This is a genomic window from Thermus sp. LT1-2-5 (genome assembly GCF_040363165.1).
Lineage (GTDB): Bacteria > Deinococcota > Deinococci > Deinococcales > Thermaceae > Thermus.
Window position 1 is genome coordinate 116,723 of the sequence record NZ_BSRG01000006.1, and the last position, 20,634, is coordinate 137,356.

The window sequence follows — 20,634 nt, forward strand, 5'->3', positions numbered from 1 at the left end:
CTCCCCTAAGGGCCGGGAGGTGATCCCGAATGAAGAGGAAGACGGCAAGGTTTTGGAAGGCCCTCGCCCTTGGAGGCACCCTCGTCCTCGCTGCCTGCAACGGGGGTGGCCCCAGCGGCACCCAGGTCCAGGTGGCGTTGGTGAACGGCTTGAACGAACCCATCAACGCCACCGCCGCCGCCTACCGGGTGGGAAATGGCTCCTTCCAGCCCCTGAGCCAAAGCGGGCCTGGGACCTACACCTTCACCGTCCCCGCGGGGCAGGACCGCTACACCGTGGTCTTTCGTTGCCCCTACTTCGGCACCTTAAGCGGCACGGTGCTTGCCCTGAGCTACGAGCTCACCTTGGCGGAGGCCACCGCCTTCAAGGCCCGCTGCCCCTCCGCCTACGCGGGCCCGGAGGCCAACCTTAACCAAACCGACGACAACACCAGCAGCCAGGACTTCAACGGAGGATCGGCCGCGGCCTACTCGGCCACAAGCGGGGCACCCTTCTTGGACGAGGGAGGAGACAACGTGGTCAACGACATCGATAACTCCTTCCGCGTCCCCGTGGGCCCGAACCGAGAGGTGGCCATCTTCGGAGAAGTGAGCGGTACCTACTACTTCGGACGGGGCTTCTTCACCATCACCCCCACCACCACGAGCATTCCCCAGATCAGCGTGAGCCCAGTGAGCGCCACCTTTGGCACCGCCAACCCCGCCCAAGCCAACCTCCTGGGCAAGGAGGTAAACGTGTCCCTAGGCTCGGGCAACACCTTCCCCAAACCCAGCGCGGATCCAAACGACCTTTACCAAGTCCTGACCTTCAGCGGCAACAGCGCAGCCCTAAGGCGCATTCCCGCCTCGAGCCTCCCCGCCACGGTGAACCTCAGCGCCCCAAGCCTCACCTTTAGCCCCAGCGTGTCCCCACCGGTCCCAGGAGACCTTCCCACCTTCCAGGGCCTTTCCGCAAGCGGCTTCTCCGCAGGGATCAGCCTGAGGGGCTATCTTTTGGAGCTGACCTGGCCCACGAGCTCCCGTTGGCAGCACTTCGTGAGCCAAGGAGCCTTGAGCGGGAGCACCTACGCCCTTCCCGATCCCACGGGCGTGGCCGGGCTCAGCGCCCTAAAGCCCACCAGCGGGGACCTGGTAGGCTGGCAAGCGTTAGCCCTGGGCACGGACAAGCCCCTAAACCAGCTCTTGGCAGCGGATCCCATTCCCCAAGGGTTTGGCTTTGACCTCATAGACCGCCGCCTCGCCCTGGAGCTGGAGGCGGCATCGGATGCCAACTCCTACACCCAACCTTAGCCGCTCTTTCCCCCCGAGGCCCCGCCCGTGGGCGGGGCCTTTTGCTGGAAGGCCCAGGGCCATAGGGCGATGCCCAAGGCGTAAAGCGCCAAGGTGGCCCCGAAGAGGTAATGGAAAGCGGCAAGCCCCATGGCCGCCTGGAGTTTGCCGGAAAGGGCGCTGGCCAGGGCAAAGAGGAGGCTCCAAAGCCCCGACTCCAGCAAGAAGAAGCCCGGCCGCTCCTCCTCGGGCAGGTAGTCCATCACCAAGGCGGCGTACACGGGCCCAGCAGCGTTCATCAAGGCCCCCCGCACCAAGAGGGCCACGGTGACCACGGGAAGCCAGGGGGCCCAGGCCAAAAGGGCTAGAAACGGAAGGGAAAGGGCCTGCACCCAGACGATAGCCCCGAGCTTCCCCACCATGCGCACCAAAAGGGGCTGGAGGAGCATCGCCCCCCCCGTGGCCAAGGAGGAAAGGGCGAAGACAAGCCCCGTGGCCCCGTAGGTGAGCCCAAACTTTTCCTTCAGGTAAAGGTTCAAAAAGGGGATGACGAGCCCCGCCCCAAAGCCGATGACCACCTGGGGTAGCAAAAGCCTAAGCCACACCCCAAAGCGCCCGCGAAGCTTAGGAAGCCTCCCCTCCCCTTCCGGCAAGCCCCGTAGCAAGGGCAGCGCCAGGAGGAAGAAGGGAAGGGCAAAGAGGAGCACGTGCCGCGCCCCCACCCACTCGGAGAGGAAGCCAGCGAGCAGGGTGGAGAAAAAGCCGCTCGCCGTGGTTAGGGCCGCCTGCAGGCTGAAGAGGGCCACCCGTCTTTCTGGGGGTACAAGCCGGGCCATGAGGGGCGCCGACGCCCCCTGCAACAGCGCCCCCGCCAGGCCATACCCCCCTAGGGCGGGGAAGACCAAAAGGCCAAGGCCCAGAAGAAGGCCGCTTCCCACCGCCAGGAAAAAGGCCATGTAGAGGCTTCTCAGGTAGCCCAGGCGGGGGATGAGGTAGGCCAGGGGCAAGGCGAAGACCACCCCCACGAGGAGGAGCAGGGCCTGGGCGTAGCCGATGTGGGCCCGGGTGTAGCCCAGGGCCTCGAGGTGGAAGTTGAGAAAAAAATAGACCAAGTTGCCCCCGAAGGACCAGAGGAAACTTGCCAACACAAAACGGTAGGCGGGGGAGATCCCCTTCACCGAAAACCTCCTTGGCCTAATCCTCCCGGCTTGGGCAAAAGGGAGCGAGGACGCAAGCGGCGCAGCGGGGCTTCCGCGCCGTGCAGACGTAGCGGCCATGGAGCACCAGGGCGTGGTGGACGAAGACCCAGTCCTCCTTGGGGAAAAGCCTCTCCAAATCGGCCCCGATCTTTTCCGGGCGCCTGGCCTCCGTGAGGCAAAGCCTCCGGCTTACCCGGGCCACATGGGTGTCCACGGCGATGCCGGGGATGCCGAAGGCGGCCCCCAGGACCACCGTGGCCGTCTTCCAGCCCACCCCGGGAAGGCGCATGAGGGCCTCCTTGTCCTGCGGCACCTCCCCCCCGTGCTCCGCCACAAGCCGCTTCGCCAGGGCCACCAGGTTCTTAGCCTTGGTCTTATAGAGGCCGATGCGCCGGATATAGGGCTCCACCTCCTCCGGGGTGGCCGCCGCCAGGGCCCTGGCGTCGGGGAAGCGGGCGAAGAGGGCCGGGGTGGCCTCGTTCACGCTTTTGTCCGTGGCCTGGGCGGAAAGGACCGTGGCCACCAGCAGTTGGAAGGGGCTACTATGCCTAAGCTCCGTGCGGGCACCGGGATAGGCCGCCTTGAGGGCCTTGAGGATCTCCAAGGCCCGCGCCTTCTTCGCCTTTTGCCCTTCCCTGGGGCAACCCACGCCCTCCACTCTACAATGAGAGGGTGGAAAGGCCCAAAATCGGCCTCATCGTGCGCGAGCCCTACGCTAGCCTCATCGTGGACGGCAAGAAGACCTGGGAGATCCGCAAGCGCTACGCCCGCCACCGAGGGCCCTTGGGCATCATCGCCCAGGGCAGGCTCATCGGCCAGGCGGACCTGGTGGGGGTGGAAGGCCCCTTTAGCGTGGAGGAGCTCCTGGCCCACGGGGAAAAGCACCTGGCCGAGGAAGCCTTTCTCCGGGCTTACGCCCAAGGGGCTCCCCTCTACGCCTGGGTCCTGGAAAACGCCTTCCGGTACGAGAAGCCCCTATGGGTCCCGCAGCGCAAGGGCCGGGTCATGTTCGTGGACCTCTCCGAGGTGCCGTGGTGAGCCCCCCGTAGCCCACGAAGACCAGAAGGTCGGGGTCCAAGGCGGCGATGACCTCCGGGCGGTGGGTGGCGGCCACCAGGGTGATCCCCGCCTCCCGGCAAAGCTTGCCCAAGCCCAAGGCCACCCGGCGGGCGGTGGGCACGTCCAGATGGGCGGCAAACTCGTCGATGAGGAGGAGGTCTGGCCGATGGGCAAGAAGGAGGGCCAAGCGGAAGCGCTCCCTTTGCCCCGTGGAAAGCTCCTTAGGTTTGGCCCGGTAAAGCACGGCGTCGGAAAGCCCCACGCGGTTCAAGACCTCGATGGCCGCTCCCACGTCCCCTAGCCTCCGGTAGACCGCCTCGAGGACCGCCTCCTCCCCCAGCTCCACCTCCCGCTCCCCGGGGATGTAGGCTACCCGCCGCCCCGGGGGCACCCTCACCTGGCCCAGGTCCGGGGGCTCGCCCAAAAGGAGGCGGAGCAGGGTGGTCTTCCCCGCCCCGCTCGCCCCCGCCAGGACCGCCAGGCTCCCCGGGGGGATCTCCAGCTCCGCCCCCCTCAAGACCGCCCGCTCCACCACCCGGGCCTTTACCCCAAAGGCGGCCAAGGCCTCCGCCACCTCCGGAGAGAGCCCTTTGAGGTCCAGGTGGCTCCGGTAGGCCTTGTGGACCCCTTGGAGCCGTATGGGCCCCTTTAGGCCCTCCACCCGGCCAAACCGGGGCTGGAAGAGCCGCCCCCCATGGGCCCGGGCCAGGGGGTCTTCTTGAAGGAAACGCTCCAGATAGGCCTGGGCCTCCTCGGTCAAAGGGTAAAAGAGCACGGGGCGCCCCGAGGCGGTATCGAAGAGATACCGGAAGCCCACCTTCTCAAAAAAGGGGTGGTAGCGGGCCATCTGGGCGACGGTGTAGACCAGGTGCTTCTCCCGCCTCCCCTCCGGGGCTCCCCGCTCCCGGGCCCACTCCAGGGCCATGCGCACCAAAAGGCCGCCGAAGCCCTCCGAGCGGTAATCGGGGTGGACCACCACCCGGGCGATGCGGGCGGCGGCGGTGTGGACCCGGTCCAGGGCCGCCTCCCAGTCCCTTCCCCCCTCGTAGGTGGGGTGGAACCAGTCCCTGGGGAAAATCTTCTCCCGGATGTCCCGCTCCACCCCTTCTGGGGTCTTGCGGTGCATGCGGGGGATGGGAGGGTCCAGGCGCAGGTAGCCCAGGATTTTGGGCTCGAAGGGGAGGCGCTCCACAAGCTCCAGGACCAAAAAGCGGCTCGCTGGGGTGGAGCCCCGGATCTCCTTGAGCCGCGCCTCCCCGCCGCAGTCGCAAAGGGGCTTGGCGTTGGCGAGAAGGGTCTTGTGGCACTGGGTGCAGACCCAAAGGGCCACCACCTCCTTCTCCGAAGCGTAGTGGAACTGCTCCAGCTCGGCGATGGCCTCAAAGTCCCCCTCGTAGGTGGCCTCCCGCACGCGCAGGCGGTAGCGGTAGACCTCCTGGCCCAAGGGGCTTTCCCGCACGTGTACCAGGTCCCGGCTAAAGGGGGGCCAGATGGGGAAGGCCCCCTCCAGGGCATACTCGTCAAAGCCCAAGAGGGGCTTCTTGAACCCGGTGGCAAGGCGTACCCGGTCCCCGGGCCGAAGCCACTTGGCCACATCCCCCGACATGCGCAGGAAAACGCCCCCCTCCAACAGCACCTCCCCGTACCAACGCCAGTAGACCCTGCGCCCTACGACCCGCATCTCAGTACGCCTTGGCGAACACCACCCGCTTGCCGTAGGCGGCGGGCTTTCCGCAACGCACGCAAACCCCCTCCTCCGGCTCCCCTTCAAAGGGCACGCAGCGGGTGGTGGCGGTGGTCTCCTCCTGGATGAGCCTCTCGCAGGCCTTGTCCCCGCAGTGGAAGGCCAGGGCGAACCCCTCCTGCACCGCCTCCTTAAACTCCTCGTAGGTGTCCACCCTGCGGGTGTGGGCCTGGCGGAATTCCAAGGCTCTTTGGTACAGGGCCTCGTGGAACTCCTCTAGTTTCTTCGGCAATAGGGCAGGCAAGGCCTCCAGGGAAACCCTCTCCTTCCCCCCGAGGCGGCTTGCCAGCACCGCCTCGCCCGCCTCGAGGTCCTTGGGGCCAAGCTCCACCCGGTAGGGCACCCCTTTGAGCTCCCACTCGTGGAACTTGTAGCCCGGGGTGTACTGATCCCGGTCGTCCAGGTGGACCCGAACCCCCGCCTCCCCCAGGCGGCGCTTGAGGCCGTAAGCGGCCTCCAAGACCCTCTCCCGGCTCTCCTCCCGGTAGATGGGCACGATCACCGCCTGGATGGGGGCGAGCCGGGGAGGGAGGATGAGCCCCTGGTCGTCCCCGTGGGTCATGATGATGGCCCCGATGAAGCGCCAGGAAAGCCCCCAGCTCGTGGTGTGCACGTATTTCACCTGCAGGTCCTTGTCCTGGAACTTGATGTCGAAGGCCCGGGCGAAGTTCTCCCCCAGGTAGTGGCTCGTGCCCGCCTGGAGGGCCTTGCCGTCTTTCATCATGGCCTCGATGGTGGTGGTGTAGACGGCCCCAGCGAACTTCTCCTTTTCCGTTTTCATCCCCTCTACCACCGGGATGGCGGCGTACTCCCGGGCCAGGCGGGCGTAGACCCCCAGCATCCTGCGCACCTCCTCCTCCGCCTCCTCCCGGGTGGCGTGGGCGGTGTGCCCCTCCTGCCACAAAAACTCGCTGGTGCGCAGGAAAGGCCGGGTGCGCAGCTCCCAGCGCACCACGTTCCCCCACTGGTTCAAGAGCTGGGGCAGGTCCCGGTAGCTCTTGATCCACTTGGACCACATGTAGCCGATGACCGTTTCCGAGGTGGGGCGCACCGCCAAGGGCTCCTCCAGCTCCTCCCCCCCGGCGTGGGTCACCACGGCCAGCTCCGGGGAAAACCCCTCCACGTGCTCCGCCTCCTTCCTCAGGAAACTCATGGGGATGAAGAGGGGGAAGTAGGCGTTTTGGTGGCCCGTTTCCTTGAACATGCGGTCCAGGACCTGCTGGATGTTCTCCCAGATGGCGTAGCCATAGGGGCGGACCACGATGGTGCCCCGCACCGGCCCGTAGTCGGCCAGCTCCGCCTTTTGGATGACCTCGAGGTACCACTCGCTGAAGTCTTGGCTCTGCGGGGTTAGGCCCTTCTCCTTCGCCATACCCGCCCATCTTACCCCAGTAAAATGGCGCCATGGAGCTTTTTCCCATCTTCCAGGAACTCCACCAACCTGGCGGCAAGATCCTCCTGGTGGTGCTAGACGGCGTGGGGGGGCTTCCCTTGGAGCCGGGAGGACCCACGGAGCTGGAGGCTGCCAAGACCCCGAACCTAGACCGCCTGGCCGAGGAAAGCGCCTTGGGCCTTCTCACCCCCGTGTATACGGGCCTCGCCCCGGGCTCAGGGCCCGGCCACCTGGCCCTCTTCGGCTACGACCCCTTCCGCTTCGTGGTGGGCCGGGGCGCCCTGAGCGCCTTGGGCCTGGGGGCGGACTTCCGGGAAGGGGATGTGGCCCTTCGGGGCAACTTCGCCACCTTGGACCAGGAAGGGAAGGTGGTGGACCGCCGGGCGGGAAGGCCGTCCACCGAGGAAAACCGAAGGGTCATCGCCAAGCTGCAGGAGGCCATCCCCCGGATAACGGACGTGGAGGTTCACTTCTACACGGAAAGCGAGCACCGCTTCTTGGTGATCCTCCGGGGAGAAGGCCTCTCCGATGGGGTGACGGACACCGACCCCCAGAAGGCGGGGCTTCCCCCCTTGGCAGCCAAGGCCCTGGACGAGGCCTCCGCCAAGACCGCCCAGATCGTCAACCTCCTCTCCGAGCGCATCCGTGAGGTGCTAAAGGACGAGCCCCGGCTCAATGGGGCCCTCTTCCGGGGCGCCTCCAAGAAACCCCGCTTCCCGAGCCTAAAGGAGGTCTTCGGCCTGAAGGCGGCCGCCATCGCCAGCTACCCCATGTACAAGGGCCTCGCCGCCTTGGTGGGCATGGAGGTCCTCCCCGTGGAGGGGGAGGGGGACGCCCACGAGGGGAAGCTCAAGGCCCTCAAGGAGCACTGGGAGCGGTACGAGTTCTTCTACCTCCACTTCAAGAAGACGGACGCCAAAGGGGAGGACGGGGACTTCTGGGGCAAGGTGGCGGAGATCGAGCGCTTTGACGCCCTTTTGCCGGAGCTCCTCGCCCTAAAGCCTGTGGTCCTGGCCCTCACCGGGGACCACTCCACCCCCGCCCTCTTAAAGGCCCACTCCTGGCACCCCGTGCCCCTCCTCCTCCACGGGCCTTACCTGCGGCGGGACGAGGCCAGGCGCTTCACGGAGGGAGAGGCGCTAAGAGGAAGCCTAGGGCACCTGCGTGGGGTGGAGCTCATGCCCCTCCTCCTGGCCCACGCCGGGCGGCTATTGAAGTACGGGGCCTAAGCGGTTAAAGGTACCCCGCCCGCCTGAGCTCCTCCTGGACCGCCTCCAGCACCAGCTCGTAGGCCCGGTCCAGGTCCACCCCCTTCAAGGTGGCCCCGGCGGCGGGCACGTGCCCCCCGCCTCCCAGCTTCAGGGCGATGTTCTGGGCGGAAACCCCGCCCCGGGAGCGGATGGACACCTTCACCCCCTCCTCCCGCTTGCGCAGGAAGACGGAAACCACGCTCCCCTCCACGTAGCGGATCAGACCCACGAAGTCGTCGGAGTCCTCCTCCTCCCGCTTGGCCTCCTCCGGCAGGTGGGCCGTGACCAAAAGCCCCCCGAAGTGGAAGGCCACGGTGGAGAGGACCTGGCCCATAAGGCGGAAGTAGGAGGGGGGGCGGAACTGCAGGCGGTCGGTGAGCTCGGCCAGCTTCACCCCGTAGCCCACCAACTCCGCCGCCACCTTGAGCACCTCGGGGGTGGTGTTGGCGAAGCGGAAGTTGCCGGTGTCCGTGAGGATGCCGGTGAGCACGGGGGTGGCGATCTCCGCCGTCCAGGCCACCCCCAGAAGGTCGATGAGGTCCTTGACCATCTGGGCCGTGGCCGCCTTGGAGGGGTCCACCACGGCAAGCTGGCCGAAGCGGGGGTTGGTGCCGTGGTGGTCGATGTTGATGACGAACCCCTCCACCGGCACCCCCACCACCCTCGAGGGGTCGGCGCTGTCCAAGGCCACCAAGGTGGCCCCGGGGGGAAGCTGGTCCACGGGGTCGGAGTACTCCTCCTCCTTGGGGAGGAAGCGGAGGAAGCGGGGGGGCTCGGCCACCCAGCGGGCGTCCTTGCCCAAGGCCTTGAGGGCCCTATAGAGCCCCAAGGAGCTCCCGATGGCGTCCCCATCGGGGTCCACGTGGGTGGCGATGTAGATGGGGCCCTCCACCGCCTTCAGGACCTCGGCCACGAGCCGCATCTTTTCCCAGTACTTGGGGTCAGGGGCGTTCCCGTCCACGAAGCCCATCCTACAGGTTCCACCCCCCCGCCACCTCGAGGACCTGCCCCGTGAGGTAGGGCTCCCGCACGAAGAAGAGCACCGCCCGGGCCACCTCCTCCAGGAGGGCGAGCCGCCCCATGGGGATCTCCTGAAGGGGCTTGGAAACGGAGTTCTCCGCCACCCCGGGGGCCACCACGTTGGCGGTGATCCCCGCCGAGGCAAAGCGCTTAGCGATGGCCTTGGTGTAAAGGACCACCCCCATCTTGGCGATGGCGTAGGGGGTGATGTGGGGCCGGGCGATGGGGTGGGTGGCCCCGGCGTAGCCCAGGTTGACGATGCGCCCATACCCCTGGGCCACCATAAGGGGGAGAACCTTCTGGGTGAGGAGGAAGGTGGCGGTGAGGTTGGTGTCCATAATCCAGCGCCACTCCTCCAAGGAAACCTCCTCTATGGGCTTGTAGAGGTAATCCCCCACGTTGTTCACCAGGACCCCCACCCCCCCCAGGTGGTAGCGCACCTCCTCCACGAGGCCCGCCACCTCCTCCTCCCGGGTGAGGTCGGCCCGCACCGTGATGGCCTTCACCCCCAAGGCCTCCGCCTCGGCCCGGGTGGCCTCGGCCAGGCCCTGGGAGGTGCGGTAGTGCACGGCCACGTGGAACCCCTCCTTGGCCAAGGCCAAGAGGATGGCCCGGCCAATGCCTTTTGCGCTTCCCGTGACCAAGGCGACCCTCATCCCAGATACCTCTCCAGAAGCGCCCGGGTAAAGGTGTTCAAGGGATACCGCAACCCCTCCTGCGGCGCTACCCAGGCCCAATCCAAAATCTCTGCGTTGGGCCTCACCTCCCCCTCGGCCTGGGCAATGTAGTTGAAGAGGAGCATGTGGGTGGGCCGGTAAAACTCCGGGCTGAATATGGCCTCCTGCACCAAAACCAAGCGGGCTGCACTCAGGCGAAGCCCCACTTCCTCCCGGAACTCCCGATTGAGGGCCTCCTCCAGGCTCTCCCCCCATTCCACCTTGCCCCCCGGTACCCCCCAAAGGCCCCGCCACTTGGCGGTGCGCACCAGGAGCACCTTACCCCCCTGCTCCACTAGGGCCCCCACCGTGGGGATGGGATACTGCGGGCGATCCTCCATACGTACCCAAGGCCAAGATACAGGGCCTGGAGGAGGACGAAGGTGAGGTAGGCCGCAGGCTGGTGGAAGAGGAGGAACACCCCGAGGAAGAAGAGCTGGGTGCTAAGCCCCAGGTTCACCACCCCCGCCAAGGCCCCCTCGTCCCAAAAGCGCAAGGGGTCCAGGCCCAAGCGCCTCTGTAGGGAAAGCTCCAAGGCCCGGATGGCGCGGTCCTGGGGGAGGAAGAGGCGGGCGTAAAGGCCCCGAAGGAGGCGGAGAAGGGGGGTTTCGGGGTCCGGGGGTTCCTCGGGAAGGGGAAGCCCCCGCGCCTCCCGGTAAAGCCTTTCCAGGTTGAAGTCAAAGGACTGGACCAGGGTGAAGACGACAAAGGCGAGGAACGCCTTCTCCCCCTCCCCCGTGCGCAGGGCCAGGGCCAGGAAGAGGGCGAGGTTGCCCAGGAGGTCCATCTCCGTGTCCAAATAGCGGCCCAAGGCGCTCACCTCCCCCCGAAGCCGGGCAAGCTGCCCGTCGGCGTTGTCCAGCACGGTCTTGAGCTGGAGGAGGCAGGCTGCCCAAAGGTCCTCGCCCCGGTAAAGGAGCCCGGCGGCGAGGAGGACCAGGCCCGTGTGGAGGAGGACCAGGTGGGGAGGGCGCACCGGGGTGGGAAGGAGGAGGCGCACCAGGAGGTGGGCCAGGGGGCGGAAGAGGAGAACGTTGAGGAACTCCTGCACTGGCCTAGCCTTGGCCCCCGGCACCATGGCTAGTCCTTCAGGTGGGCCAAGACCCAGGCCACCACCTCGTCCAGGGTCATGCCGCTGGTGTCCAGGACGAGGGCATCGGGGGCGGGGGCGCTTTGGGCCCGGTCCTTCTCGTCCCGCGCCAAGAGGTCCCGCAACACCGCCTCATAGGTCTCGGGCCGCTCCTGGGCCCGCCGCCTGGCCCGCACCTCGGGGCTTGCCGTGAGGTAGAACTTGTGGGGGGCCTCGGGAAACACCGCGGTGCCCATGTCCCGGCCCTCGGCCACGAAGGGCGGGGGCACCTCCTTGAGCCGCTCGTTCACCCAGGCCCGCACCCCCGGGTGGCGGGCCACCTCCGAGACCACCCGGTCCACCTCGAGGGTGTGAAGGAAGGGCGTGAGGTCCTCCCCATCCGCCAGAACCCGGTTTTCCCGCCCCGGCACCAGGCGCACCCGGTGCGCCTGGAGAAGCCGAAGAAGCCCGGCCTCGTCCTTAGGGTCCACCCCGGCCCTCAGGGCCAGGAAGGCCGCCGCCCGGTAGAGGAGGCCGCTGGAAAGGTAGGGCACCCCCAGGGCCTCCGCCACCCGCCTCGCCACGGAGCTTTTCCCCGAGGCGGAAGGCCCATCGAGGGTCACGATGCCCCGCATAGCCCAAGGAGGTCCCGGAAAAAGCCCGGGTAGGAGATCTCCGCCCACTCCGGCTCCCAAACCCTAACCCCCACGGGGAGGCCCGCCACGGCGAAGGCCATGGCGATGCGGTGGTCGTGGAAGGGCTCCACCTCCCCGCCGCGCACCCCACCGCCTTGGATCCTAAGCCAGTCCGGGCCCTCCTCCACCTCCACCCCCAAGGCCCTCAGGTTGTGAGCGATGGCCCGCACCCGGTCCGACTCTTTTACCCGGAGCTCGGAAAGGTTGGGGATGAAGGTCTCCCCTTCCGCCCAGGCGGCGGCGGCGGCCAGGATGGGCACCTCGTCCACCATGAGGGGGATGAGGGCGGGGTCCACGGAAACCCCCTTTAAGGGGCTATACCGGGCCCGGATGTAGCCCACGGGCTCCCCCGCCTCCCCCTCCAGGACCCGCCACTCCAGATCCGCCCCCATGTCCGAAAGGACCCGCAAAAGCCCGGTGCGGGTGGGGTTCAAGCCCACCCCCTCCACCACCACCTCCGAGCCAGGGGTGATGAGGGCCGCCACCAGGAAAAAGGCGGCGGAGGAAAAGTCCCCCGGCACCACCAGGTCCCGGGCGGGGAAAGGGTCCGTCCGGCGGGTCCGGACCCGGTTCCCCTCCACCCAAAGGGGCAGGCCAAAGTGGCGGAAAAGCCTTTCCGTGTGGTCCCGGGTGGGCAGGGGCTCCTCCACCTCCGTAACGCCCTCGGCAAAGAGGCCGGCGAGGAGGAGGGCGCTCTTCACCTGGGCGCTGGGCACGGGAAGGGTGTAGGGGATGCCCTGCAAGGGCGCCCCCCGCACCGCCAAGGGAGCCTTCTTTCCCCCTTCCCGCCCCTCCACCTTGGCCCCCATGGCCCGTAAGGGCTCCACCACCCGCCCCATGGGGCGGCGGCGCAGGGAGGCGTCCCCGGTCAGGACGGCGAAAAGCCCCTCCTGCCCGGCCAGGATCCCCAGGACAAGGCGCATGAGCGTCCCGGCGTTGCCGCAGTCCAAGACGTCCTCGGGCTCCTTCAGGCGCAGGCCCCGGCCCCGCACCCGGAAGTGGGGGCCTTCCTCGGCAATCTCCGCCCCCAAGGCCTCGAGGACCCGGGCGGTGGAGAGGGTGTCCCCGGCCTTGAGGGGGTAAAGGAGCCTTCCCTCTCCCTCCGCTAGGGCGAGAAGCATGAGGCCGCGATGGGTCACGGACTTGTCCCCGGGCACCCTTAAGGCCCCCCGCAAGGGGCCCGAGGGCCTGAGGTCCAGGTGGGCGCGGTCCATGCCCCCTAGTGTTGGGCGGGAAGGGGCGTTCGGTCAAGGGTGAGGCTTGGAAGATGGGAACGGGTTTCCTAGAATGGGGGGCAAGCATGGCCCTTTCCTGGCAAAGCCCGGTGTACTTGGAGCGGGGCCGCCTTTTGGACCGCTTGCCCGAGGAGGTGGGCTTTGTCCTCCACCTGCAGGCGCCGGCGGGCTTCGGCAAGAGCGTGTTGGCCGGGCAACTGGCGGCAAGGCTGGGGATGCGCACCCTGTGGGGAAGCGCCCTCTTGGGGGAGCCCCGAGTGCTTTTGGCCCGGGGCCTGGGCCTGCCCGAAGGCGCCCCCTGGGGGGCGGTCCTCGAGGCCCTCCGGCAGGCGCCCACCCTGGTGGTGCTGGAGGACCTCACGGGGGAGGAGAACCTCTCCCCCCTCCTCCGCACCCTGCCCTGCCTCCTGGTCCTGGCCAGCCGCAAACCCCTACCCTACCCCGAGCTTCCCAAGCTCCTGGCCGAGGGGAGGCTGGTGCGCTTGGGGCCCGAGGACCTCGCCTTTACCCCCGAGGAGGCCCAAGCCCTTTTCGGGGGCCGGGAGGGGTGGGAGGAGGCCCACCGGGCCACGGGAGGGTGGCCCCTACCCCTTTTCCTCGCCGCCCTCACGGGGCGGCCCCCGGAGGCGGAGGCCCTTCTGCAGGGCCTAAGGGAAAGCCTGAGCGAGGCCGAGTTCAGAGAAGGGCTTCTCCTCGCCGCCCTTCCCGTCCTCCCCCAGGCCCACGCCACCCCCGCCACGGAAAGCCTCTTCCAAAAAGGCCTGTTGCGCCTCACCCCCGAGGGCTTCCGCCTTCACGACCTCATGCGGGAGATGGCCCTAAGAAGCCTCCTCCCCGAGGTGCAGAAAGCGGTGCGGGAGGCGGGAACCCGGCTTCCCCCGGAGCTCCTTGCGGAGGCCTGCGCCGCCTCGGGGCTTAGGGAGGACCTCCTCGCCCTCCTGGAAAACCCCCTCCAGATCAACCTCCCGGCGGAGCGACTCCTGGCCTGGGAAGGGCTTTTGCGAACGGGGGGCGCCAGGGCCAGGCTACGCCTGGGGGAGGCGCTTTTGCAGTGCGGCAGGAAGGAGGGGTTTTCCCTTCTGGAAGGCCTTTTGCAGGAGGAACCGCAGATCGCCCTCATCGCCCTAGGGCACCTCGCCTACTACCTGGCCGAGCCCCGGCTGGGGAAGGACCTTTCCCGGGCCCGGGCCTACTTGGAGCGGGGCCTGGCCCTTTTAGACCGGGTATCGGGAGAGCTGGCGGGGCGCTTCCTCAACGACGTGGCCCGCGTGCCCTACGAGGAGGGAAAGCCCTTGGAGGCTGCGGGGCTTTTGGAGGAGGCCCTAAGGCGCCTTCCCCCCGGTAGCCCTTACCGCGCCGCCCCCCTCACCAACCTGGCCTTCTTGCGCTTCGAGCTCCAAGGGGACCTCCTGGGGCGGATCGCCGCCCTCGAGGAGCTTGGGCTTTCCCCTAGCTACACCCACGCCAACCTCCCCGGCCACCTGCGGGACCTGGGGCGGCTCTACCTCCTCTTGGGGGAAAGGGAGCGGGCCCGGGCGTACCTGAAGCGGGCCAAGGAGGCTCCCGGGAACCCCTTGGCCGCCCTCGAGGCCGCCCTGCTCCTCGCCCACCTGGAGGGGGACGCCGAGGCCCTCGCCCGCCTCGTGGCCCAGGCGGAGCTCTGGGAAAACCCGTACCTGGTGGCCCGGGGCAGGGCGCTTCTGGCGGAGCTTCGGGGAGACCCAAGCCTGGTGGAGGGGCTAGAAGGGTTTTTCCCCAGGCTCACCCTGGCCCTCCTCAAGCGCGACCCAAGCCTCCTCCCCCCCTACCCCGAGGAGCGGGAGGAGCGGCTTTACTGGCACGCCGCCCGCTACCGCCTTATGGGAAAGGAAGAGGACCTGGACGCCCTCCTCAAGCTCACCCAGGTGGGGACCCGCATCCTCCCCGGCCTCCTCCCCCTCTCCCTCCTGCCGCGCCACCGCCCCGAGCTCGCCCGGGCCTACCCCCTGGAGGAGGTCCTGCGCCTGGGCCCCCGGGAAGCCATCCTCCTCCGCCACGGGGAGATCCCCCCCTTGCGGGTGGAGGTCCTGGGGCGGTTCCGCCTGGAGGGCCCCTTGGGCCCCGTGGCCCTCAAGGGCAAGGCCAAGGAGGTCTTCGCCCTCCTCCTCCTGGGCCTTCCCCGGGAGGAGGTGGCCTTCGCCCTCTGGCCCGACCTCTCCGAGGAGGCCGCCCTCAACAACCTCAACGTCTGGCTCGCTCGGCTCAGGAAGGTCCTGGAGCCCTGGGGGGTGCCCACCTACCTCCTGGAGGCGGGCCTTTCCCGGGTGGAGGCAGACCTCTTCGCCCTAGAAAGGGCCTTGGCGGAGGGGAGGGCCGAGGAGGCGCTACGCCTTTACCAAGAGCCCCTCTTCCCCGGCCTAGACCACCCCCTTCTGGACCGCAGGCGGGAGGAGGTCTTCCACCGGGTGCGGGCCCTTTTCCTCAAGCAGGGCGAGCCCCCTTACCTGGAGCGCCTCTTGGAGCTAGACCCCCTGGACGAGGAGGCCCTTACCCTCCTGGTGGAAACCTGCCTGAAGAGGGGGCAAAGGGCCCGGGCCCGGCGGTTTTTGGAAGCTTACCGCAAGCGGCTTTGGGAAGAGCTTGGGGAAGGGCCCTCTCCTAAGCTCCAGGACCTCTTTAGCCGCCTTTCGGGCTAGCCCCGAGGAAGACTCCCTCCCCCTCCAAGGCGGCCTCCTCCCCCGCCGCCAGGAGGAGGGTGGCGGGGGGGCTCAGGGCCTCTTCCCCAAGCCGCGCCTCCCCCTCCAGGAGGGTGAGGACCAGGGGGGCGTCGGGGCGGAGGCAAAGCCGCCCCCGCAAGGGGTAGCGGAAGAGGTGGAAAAAGGGGGTGGCCAGGAGCCTTTCCCCTCCCTCCACGGGCTCAGAAGCCGCCTCGGGGATGGGGGTGGGCTCTAGAAGGGCCACCTCGAGAGCCTTCTCCAGGTGGAGCTCCCGGGGGCGGCCGTAATCGTACAGGCGGTAGGTGAGGTCCGAGGGGGTCTGGACCTCATAAACCCGCACCCCTGGCCCCAGGGCGTGGACCACCCCTGCGGGGAGGTAGACCACCTGGCCCCTTTCCACCCGCACCCGGTTTAGGACCTCGTCCAGGGTGCCCGCCTGCGCCTTTTCTGCCACCTCCTCCCGGGTCACGGGGCGGGAAAACCCGTAGACGATCTCCCCCGGCGCAAGCACGTACCAGGCCTCGTACTTGCCAGGCTTGCCCTCCAGCGGAAGGGCGTAGCCGTGGGGCGGGTGGACCTGGACGGAAAGCCAGTCCACGGGGTCCAAAAGCTTCACCAAAAGGGGTTCCTCACAAAGCCAGACCTCGCCGATCCCCGGGCCATAGCCCAAGGCGCTTCCCCCCCAGATGCGGGCCACGGGTTTGGGCGGGCAGGGCCGCATGGGGGTTAGCATAAGGGGTATGCGCGACCTGGACCGCGAGGAAACCTATCTGGTGGACCGCCAGGGGCTAGCCCTGGAGCTCAGGGACCTGGTGGGCTCCGGGCCCGTGCCCCAGGAGGCCTACCCCGCTCCCTACGCCGCCCTGGCCTACGGGGAGGCCCATTTCGCCGCCAAGGCCTTGGGCCTTCCCGACTGGACCGAAACCGGCACCCTCTTCCTCCTGGAAGGGGGCTACGACCTGGGGGAGGCGGCGGCCATGGGGGTGTTGGCGGAGTCGGGGCAGGTCAGGGTGGTGCGGGTGGGCTTCCGCCCCGGGGTGGACGTCCACCTGCCCCCAAGCCCCTTGAGCCCCTACCGCTACCTGCGCTTCCTCCTCTTGGCCACGGGAGAGGAGGCGGCCCTAAGGGAGGTGGACGAGGCCCTTTTGGCGGAAAGGCGCCGCCTCACCCCCGAGATCCCCCTGGAGGAAAACCCCGCCAAGTTCCTGGCCTACACCCTCTTGGAGCGGCTACCCCTCTTTTATAGCCCCTTCTTCCGCCCCCTGGAGGAGGCGGCGCAAAGCCTCTTCGCCCGCATCGGCAAAAGCCTCTCCCTCACCCCTCCCTTTAGCGCCCTGGAATTCTTCCTCACCGGCCTCGAGGCCCGCCACGAGCAAGGCGACCCCCTGGCGGCGGTCCTCCTGGGCGGAGGAGAAGCGGCCGGGCTCGCCAAGGAGATCCTGGAAACCCGGGTGGACGCCATCGCCGAGGTGCCTCCCCCAGAGGGAAGCCGCCTGGCCCAGGCCATGGCCCTCTGGTACCGCCTGGCCTGGACCGCCTACTACCTGGCCCTCCTCTACGGCGCCGACCCCTCGGACCAGGAGGTTCTGGAAAGGCTTCGGGAGATCACCTGATGGAGGTGCCGCCTTTCCCTAGGCCAGAGAGCCTCGAGGCGGCCATGGCCCTGCAGCGGGCGCTCCGCCAGCGGGTGGTCCTTTCCGGAAGCCTAGAGGGCAAAAAGCGCCTCGCCGCCCTGGACGCCTCCCACAAGCGGGGCAAACCTCTGGTGGCCGTGGCCCTCCTCTACCACCTGGAACAGGGCCCCTTGTTCGTGGGCAAAGGCCGGGTGCCGGAAGAGTCCCTTTTCCCCTACGTGCCTGGCTTCCTCTCCTTTCGCGAGGCCCCCGCCTACCTGGAGGCCCTCAAGGCCCTTCCCGAGCCCCCCGAGGTCCTCCTGGTGGACGGCCAGGGCATCGCCCACCCTCGGGGCCTGGGCATCGCCAGCCACCTCGGGGTCCACCTGGACCTCCCCAGCATCGGCGTGGCCAAGAGCCTTCTTTTCGGCCGTCTGGAAGGGCCCTTGCCCCAAGAGGCGGGAAGCGCCGTGCGCCTCCTTGCCCCCGACGGCCGCCCCATCGGCTACGCCTACCGGAGCCGCACCGGGGTAAAGCCCCTTTACGTTTCCCCGGGCCACCGCGTGGGCCTGGAGGAGGCCTTGGCCTTCGTGAAGCGCCTGCCCACCCGCTTCCGCCTGCCCGAGCCCCTGCGCCTTGCCCACCTGGAGGCGGGCCGGGCCCTGGCCGCCTTAGACTAACCTCGTGGAAGCCGCAAAGCCTAACCCCGTCTACCGGGCCGCCTGGTACCTGGCCCGCTTCCTCCTGCACACCCTCTTCGGCTACCGGGTGGAGGGAGCGGAACACGTGCCCCAGGAAGGCCCGGTGATCCTGGCCGCCAACCACCTCTCCATCCTGGACCCCATCGCCATCGGGGCCGGGGTGCAGCGCCCCGTGAGCTTCCTGGCCCGGGCCGACGTCTTCCGCCTCCCCCTGCTCGCCTGGCTCCTTCCCCACCTTTACGCCATCCCCGTGGAACGGGGGCAAAGCGACCTCTTCGCCATCAAAAGCGCCCTCCGCGCCCTGGAAAGGGGGATGGCCTTCGGCATTTTCCCCGAGGGCACCCGCAGCCGCACCGGCAAGCTCCAGCCCTTCAAGACCGGGGTGGCGGCCATCGCCCTGCGCACGGGAAGCCCCGTGGTGCCGGTGGCGGTGGTGGGCACCGACCGGGCCTGGCCCGTGGGCCGCAAGCTCTTCCGCCTGCGCCGGCCCATCCGGGTGGTCTACGGCAAGCCCATTTTCGTTCCAAGGGCGGAGCGGATTTCCCGCCAGGAGCTAGAAAACCTGACCCGGGAGATAGAGGCCAGGGTACGGGAACTTCTCCCCCCCGAGTACCGCTAGAGCCAATGCTTCCGTTATCACACATTGCTATATATAGTGATAGAAATAGGTCAGGCTATTGCGCAAAAGCTTTCAGGCGTGATATAGTCCCTGCGGAAGGGAAAAGAGGAAGGAGGTGAAGAATGGCAGCAAAGAAAACGGTGACCAAAGCGGATCTGGTGGACCAGGTGGCCTCCACCACGGGCCTCAAGAAGAAGGACGTGAAGGCGGCGGTGGACGCCTTCTTGGCCAAGGTGGAAGAGGCCCTCTCCGCCGGCAACAAGGTGCAGCTCACCGGCTTCGGCACCTTTGAGGTGCGCAAGCGGAAGGCCCGCACCGGCGTGAAGCCCGGCACCAAGGAGAAGATCAAGATCCCCGCCACCCAGTACCCCGCCTTCAAGCCGGGGAAGGCCCTCAAGGAGAAGGTCAAGAAGTAGGTATTCCCTTCCCCCAGGGGGCACAAGCCCCCTGGGTTTATCCTTTAGACCCCGCCCAAGGCCCCGCCCGGCTTGATCTTGGGCACCACCCGGGGCGCTTCCTTTTCCTCCCGCTCCTCGGGCTTATCCTCCTCCAAGGGAAGGCCCTCCACCACCCTTTGGAACTCCTCGGCAGTCAAGGTTTCCCGCTCCAGAAGGGTTTCCGCCACCCGCTCCAGGACCTCCCTCTTTTCCTCCAAGAGGCGCTTTACCCGGGCATACTGCTCCTCGATGAGGCGGCGCACCGCCTCGTCAATCCGCTTGGCGGTTTCCTCGGAGTACTGGCGCACGTCGTACCCCCCGAGGTAGGTGTCCTCCCGCACCGCATAGGCCACGGGGCCGAACTCAGGGTGCATGCCCCATTCCGTGATCATGCGCCGGGCCAGCTCCGTGGCCTGACGGAAATCGTTCTCCGCCCCCGTGGTGACGTCCTCAAACACCAGCTCCTCCGCCGCCCGCCCCGCCAAGGCCACGGCGATCTGGTCCAGAAGCCGCTTCCTAGACCAGTGGAGCATGTCCTCGCGCCGGGGCATCATGAAGCCCAAGGCCCGCCCCCGGGGGACGATGGTCACCTTGTGCACCCCGTCGGCGTGTTCCAGGAAGTGGGCGGCCAAGGCGTGCCCCGCCTCGTGGTAGGCGGTGATCTGCCGGTCCCGGGGCGTGAGGACCAGGCTTTTCTTGGCCGGACCCATCATCACCCGGTCCGCCGCCTCCTCCAGGTCCTTCATGGTGATCTTCTTCCGCCCTTCCCGGGCGGCCAGCAGGGCGGCCTCGTTTAAGAGGTTCTCCAGGTCCGCCCCCACGAAGCCAGGGGTGCGTTTGGCCAAAAGGGCCAGGTCCACGTCCTCCGCCAAAGGCTTACCCCGGGCGTGGATGCGCAAAATCTGCTCCCGCCCTCGAACGTCCGGGGCGTCGATGGCCACTTGGCGGTCAAAGCGGCCCGGACGGAGAAGGGCGGGGTCTAGGACGTCGGGGCGGTTGGTGGCCGCCATCACGATAATGGTGGAGTCCTTCTCAAACCCATCCATCTCCACCAGGAGTTGGTTCAGGGTCTGTTCCCGCTCGTCGTTCCCGCCCCCAACCCCGGCCCCCCGCCGGCGGCCCACCGCATCGATTTCATCGATGAAGACGATGCAGGGGGCGTGGCGCTTGGCGGTTTCAAAGAGGTCCCGCACCCGGGCCGCCCCCACCCCCACGAACATCTCCACGAAGTCGGAGCCCGAGGCGGTGATGAAGGGCACCTTGGCCTCCCCGGCCACCGCCCGGGCGATATGGGTCTTCCCCACCCCCGGAGGGCCCACCAGAAGCACCCCCTTGGGGATGCGGGCCCCCATCTCGTGGAAGCGGGCGGGGTTTTTCAAGAACTCCACAATCTCCTTGAGCTCCTCCTTGGCCTCCTCGGCCCCCGCCACGTCCTTGAAGGTCACCTTGGGGGCCTCGGTGAGCACCTTGGCCCGGCTTTTGGTGAAGCTAAAGGCGGAATCGGAAGGGCCGGCCCTGCCCGTGCGGGAAAAGTAAAAAAGCGCCCCGATGAGAAGGCCCACCAGCAACAGGGGCCAGAGGAAGCCCAGGGGGCTTTGCCCCTGAGGCGGCTCTACCCGCACGCTCACTCCCCGCCGGGTCCAGGACTCTAAGGTGGCGTTGTCGGGAGGGCTTGCGGCGTAGGTGGTGAAGGAGGACCCGTCCACCAAGGTGCCCTGGATGCGGGTGTCCCCGGCCCGCACCACCACCTCCTTGACCCGGCCCGCCTGCAGGTCCTCGAGGAAGGTGGTGTAGTTCACCGCCCCCCCACCGCCCCCCACCGTACCCGCCAGGCTGAAGGCCCAGGCCAAGAGGAGCAAGCCCAGGACGAAAACCAGGAAGTTCAACGGAAACCGGGACATGTCTTCTTCTAGGGTACAC

At 67.9% G+C, this 20,634-nt stretch carries 20 protein-coding genes; 8 read left to right on the top strand and 12 right to left on the bottom strand.

Annotation, left to right across the window (positions count from 1 at the left end):
* Positions 1–29 precede the first annotated feature (29 nt).
* A complete protein-coding gene (locus tag ABXG85_RS07735; protein ID WP_353513141.1) occupies positions 30–1,289 on the top strand; it encodes a hypothetical protein in 1,260 nt (419 codons plus the stop codon).
* On the opposite strand, the gene ABXG85_RS07740 is transcribed toward ABXG85_RS07735, so the two are convergent.
* Together ABXG85_RS07740 and nth are read right to left on the bottom strand one after the other, a co-directional pair.
* Positions 1,286–2,446 (bottom strand): MFS transporter, encoded by a 1,161-nt coding sequence (locus ABXG85_RS07740; RefSeq protein ID WP_353513142.1) that lies wholly within the window; start codon positions 2,444–2,446, stop codon positions 1,286–1,288. The two genes, ABXG85_RS07735 and ABXG85_RS07740, sit on opposite strands and share 4 nt — an antisense overlap.
* 16 nt (positions 2,447–2,462) lie before the next feature.
* Positions 2,463–3,125 (bottom strand): endonuclease III, encoded by a 663-nt coding sequence (nth, locus tag ABXG85_RS07745; RefSeq protein ID WP_353513143.1) that lies wholly within the window; start codon positions 3,123–3,125, stop codon positions 2,463–2,465.
* 14 nt (positions 3,126–3,139) lie between these two features.
* On the opposite strand from nth, the gene ABXG85_RS07750 reads away from it, so the two are divergent.
* On the top strand, positions 3,140–3,505 hold the full coding sequence (locus tag ABXG85_RS07750) for an ASCH domain-containing protein (RefSeq protein WP_353513144.1): 366 nt from the start codon (positions 3,140–3,142) through the stop codon (positions 3,503–3,505).
* Here ABXG85_RS07750 and ABXG85_RS07755 read toward each other — a convergent pair.
* Positions 3,471–5,207, bottom strand: coding sequence for a GNAT family N-acetyltransferase (locus ABXG85_RS07755; RefSeq protein ID WP_353513145.1), 1,737 nt, complete (start codon positions 5,205–5,207; stop codon positions 3,471–3,473). The two genes, ABXG85_RS07750 and ABXG85_RS07755, sit on opposite strands and share 35 nt — an antisense overlap.
* A gap of 1 nt (position 5,208) precedes the next feature.
* The gene (proS, locus tag ABXG85_RS07760; protein ID WP_353513146.1) at positions 5,209–6,642 is read right to left on the bottom strand and encodes a proline--tRNA ligase; all 1,434 of its coding nucleotides are present in this window, start codon (positions 6,640–6,642) and stop codon (positions 5,209–5,211) included.
* A 32-nt stretch (positions 6,643–6,674) separates the two neighbouring features.
* Here proS and ABXG85_RS07765 point away from each other — a divergent pair, with 32 nt between their 5' ends.
* On the top strand, positions 6,675–7,892 hold the full coding sequence (locus ABXG85_RS07765) for a 2,3-bisphosphoglycerate-independent phosphoglycerate mutase (RefSeq protein WP_353513147.1): 1,218 nt from the start codon (positions 6,675–6,677) through the stop codon (positions 7,890–7,892).
* 4 nt (positions 7,893–7,896) lie between these two features.
* Here the strand turns inward: ABXG85_RS07765 and ABXG85_RS07770 are convergent, their stop codons facing one another.
* The 6 genes from ABXG85_RS07770 to aroA are packed head-to-tail and all read right to left on the bottom strand — an operon-like array spanning position 7,897 to position 12,627.
* Positions 7,897–8,874, bottom strand: coding sequence for a DHH family phosphoesterase (locus ABXG85_RS07770; protein ID WP_353513189.1), 978 nt, complete (start codon positions 8,872–8,874; stop codon positions 7,897–7,899).
* Positions 8,875–8,884: 10 nt separating this feature from the next.
* A complete protein-coding gene (tmpR, locus tag ABXG85_RS07775) occupies positions 8,885–9,589 on the bottom strand; it encodes a bifunctional dihydropteridine reductase/dihydrofolate reductase TmpR (RefSeq protein WP_353513148.1) in 705 nt (234 codons plus the stop codon).
* Positions 9,586–9,990 carry an NUDIX domain-containing protein gene (locus ABXG85_RS07780; protein WP_353513149.1) on the bottom strand — a complete coding sequence of 135 codons (405 nt, stop codon included), beginning with the start codon at positions 9,988–9,990 and terminating at the stop codon, positions 9,586–9,588. The genes tmpR and ABXG85_RS07780 overlap by 4 nt, the downstream gene beginning before the upstream one ends.
* A complete protein-coding gene (locus ABXG85_RS07785; protein ID WP_353513150.1) occupies positions 9,945–10,727 on the bottom strand; it encodes a CDP-alcohol phosphatidyltransferase family protein in 783 nt (260 codons plus the stop codon). The genes ABXG85_RS07780 and ABXG85_RS07785 overlap by 46 nt, the downstream gene beginning before the upstream one ends.
* A gap of 2 nt (positions 10,728–10,729) precedes the next feature.
* Positions 10,730–11,353 (bottom strand): (d)CMP kinase, encoded by a 624-nt coding sequence (cmk, locus tag ABXG85_RS07790; protein ID WP_353513151.1) that lies wholly within the window; start codon positions 11,351–11,353, stop codon positions 10,730–10,732.
* Complete coding sequence (gene aroA / locus ABXG85_RS07795; protein WP_353513152.1) at positions 11,338–12,627, bottom strand: 3-phosphoshikimate 1-carboxyvinyltransferase; 1,290 nt, start codon at positions 12,625–12,627, stop codon at positions 11,338–11,340. Before aroA ends, cmk begins: the two co-directional genes overlap by 16 nt.
* A gap of 86 nt (positions 12,628–12,713) precedes the next feature.
* Between aroA and ABXG85_RS07800 the strand changes: the two genes are divergently transcribed.
* Positions 12,714–15,323 (top strand): AfsR/SARP family transcriptional regulator, encoded by a 2,610-nt coding sequence (locus ABXG85_RS07800; RefSeq protein ID WP_353513190.1) that lies wholly within the window; start codon positions 12,714–12,716, stop codon positions 15,321–15,323.
* Here the strand turns inward: ABXG85_RS07800 and ABXG85_RS07805 are convergent.
* Positions 15,304–16,065, bottom strand: coding sequence for a class I mannose-6-phosphate isomerase (locus ABXG85_RS07805; RefSeq protein WP_353513153.1), 762 nt, complete (start codon positions 16,063–16,065; stop codon positions 15,304–15,306). The two genes, ABXG85_RS07800 and ABXG85_RS07805, sit on opposite strands and share 20 nt — an antisense overlap.
* A gap of 19 nt (positions 16,066–16,084) precedes the next feature.
* On the opposite strand from ABXG85_RS07805, the gene ABXG85_RS07810 reads away from it, so the two are divergent.
* The 4 genes from ABXG85_RS07810 (at position 16,085) to ABXG85_RS07825 (ending at position 18,693) form a co-directional block, all read left to right on the top strand.
* Complete coding sequence (locus ABXG85_RS07810; RefSeq protein WP_353513154.1) at positions 16,085–16,957, top strand: SIS domain-containing protein; 873 nt, start codon at positions 16,085–16,087, stop codon at positions 16,955–16,957.
* On the top strand, positions 16,957–17,637 hold the full coding sequence (locus ABXG85_RS07815; RefSeq protein WP_353513155.1) for an endonuclease V: 681 nt from the start codon (positions 16,957–16,959) through the stop codon (positions 17,635–17,637). The genes ABXG85_RS07810 and ABXG85_RS07815 overlap by 1 nt, the downstream gene beginning before the upstream one ends.
* A 4-nt stretch (positions 17,638–17,641) precedes the next feature.
* Positions 17,642–18,277 (top strand): lysophospholipid acyltransferase family protein, encoded by a 636-nt coding sequence (locus tag ABXG85_RS07820; RefSeq protein WP_353513156.1) that lies wholly within the window; start codon positions 17,642–17,644, stop codon positions 18,275–18,277.
* 122 nt (positions 18,278–18,399) lie between these two features.
* Positions 18,400–18,693, top strand: coding sequence for an HU family DNA-binding protein (locus tag ABXG85_RS07825; RefSeq protein ID WP_353513157.1), 294 nt, complete (start codon positions 18,400–18,402; stop codon positions 18,691–18,693).
* A gap of 44 nt (positions 18,694–18,737) precedes the next feature.
* Here the strand turns inward: ABXG85_RS07825 and ftsH are convergent, their stop codons facing one another.
* Positions 18,738–20,615, bottom strand: coding sequence for an ATP-dependent zinc metalloprotease FtsH (ftsH, locus tag ABXG85_RS07830; protein WP_353513158.1), 1,878 nt, complete (start codon positions 20,613–20,615; stop codon positions 18,738–18,740).
* Positions 20,616–20,634 lie beyond the last annotated feature (19 nt).

Coding starts and splice junctions, on each gene's coding strand:
- ABXG85_RS07815 (WP_353513155.1), top strand. CDS start 16,957: ATGGAGGTGCCGCCTTTCCCTAGGCCAGAGAGCCTCGAGGCGGCCATG.
- tmpR (WP_353513148.1), bottom strand. CDS start 9,589: ATGAGGGTCGCCTTGGTCACGGGAAGCGCAAAAGGCATTGGCCGGGCC.
- cmk (WP_353513151.1), bottom strand. CDS start 11,353: ATGCGGGGCATCGTGACCCTCGATGGGCCTTCCGCCTCGGGGAAAAGC.
- ABXG85_RS07805 (WP_353513153.1), bottom strand. CDS start 16,065: ATGCGGCCCTGCCCGCCCAAACCCGTGGCCCGCATCTGGGGGGGAAGC.
- ABXG85_RS07765 (WP_353513147.1), top strand. CDS start 6,675: ATGGAGCTTTTTCCCATCTTCCAGGAACTCCACCAACCTGGCGGCAAG.
- proS (WP_353513146.1), bottom strand. CDS start 6,642: ATGGCGAAGGAGAAGGGCCTAACCCCGCAGAGCCAAGACTTCAGCGAG.
- ABXG85_RS07810 (WP_353513154.1), top strand. CDS start 16,085: ATGCGCGACCTGGACCGCGAGGAAACCTATCTGGTGGACCGCCAGGGG.
- ABXG85_RS07735 (WP_353513141.1), top strand. CDS start 30: ATGAAGAGGAAGACGGCAAGGTTTTGGAAGGCCCTCGCCCTTGGAGGC.
- ABXG85_RS07755 (WP_353513145.1), bottom strand. CDS start 5,207: ATGCGGGTCGTAGGGCGCAGGGTCTACTGGCGTTGGTACGGGGAGGTG.
- ABXG85_RS07785 (WP_353513150.1), bottom strand. CDS start 10,727: ATGGTGCCGGGGGCCAAGGCTAGGCCAGTGCAGGAGTTCCTCAACGTT.
- ftsH (WP_353513158.1), bottom strand. CDS start 20,615: ATGTCCCGGTTTCCGTTGAACTTCCTGGTTTTCGTCCTGGGCTTGCTC.
- ABXG85_RS07780 (WP_353513149.1), bottom strand. CDS start 9,990: ATGGAGGATCGCCCGCAGTATCCCATCCCCACGGTGGGGGCCCTAGTG.
- ABXG85_RS07800 (WP_353513190.1), top strand. CDS start 12,714: ATGGCCCTTTCCTGGCAAAGCCCGGTGTACTTGGAGCGGGGCCGCCTT.
- aroA (WP_353513152.1), bottom strand. CDS start 12,627: ATGGACCGCGCCCACCTGGACCTCAGGCCCTCGGGCCCCTTGCGGGGG.
- ABXG85_RS07825 (WP_353513157.1), top strand. CDS start 18,400: ATGGCAGCAAAGAAAACGGTGACCAAAGCGGATCTGGTGGACCAGGTG.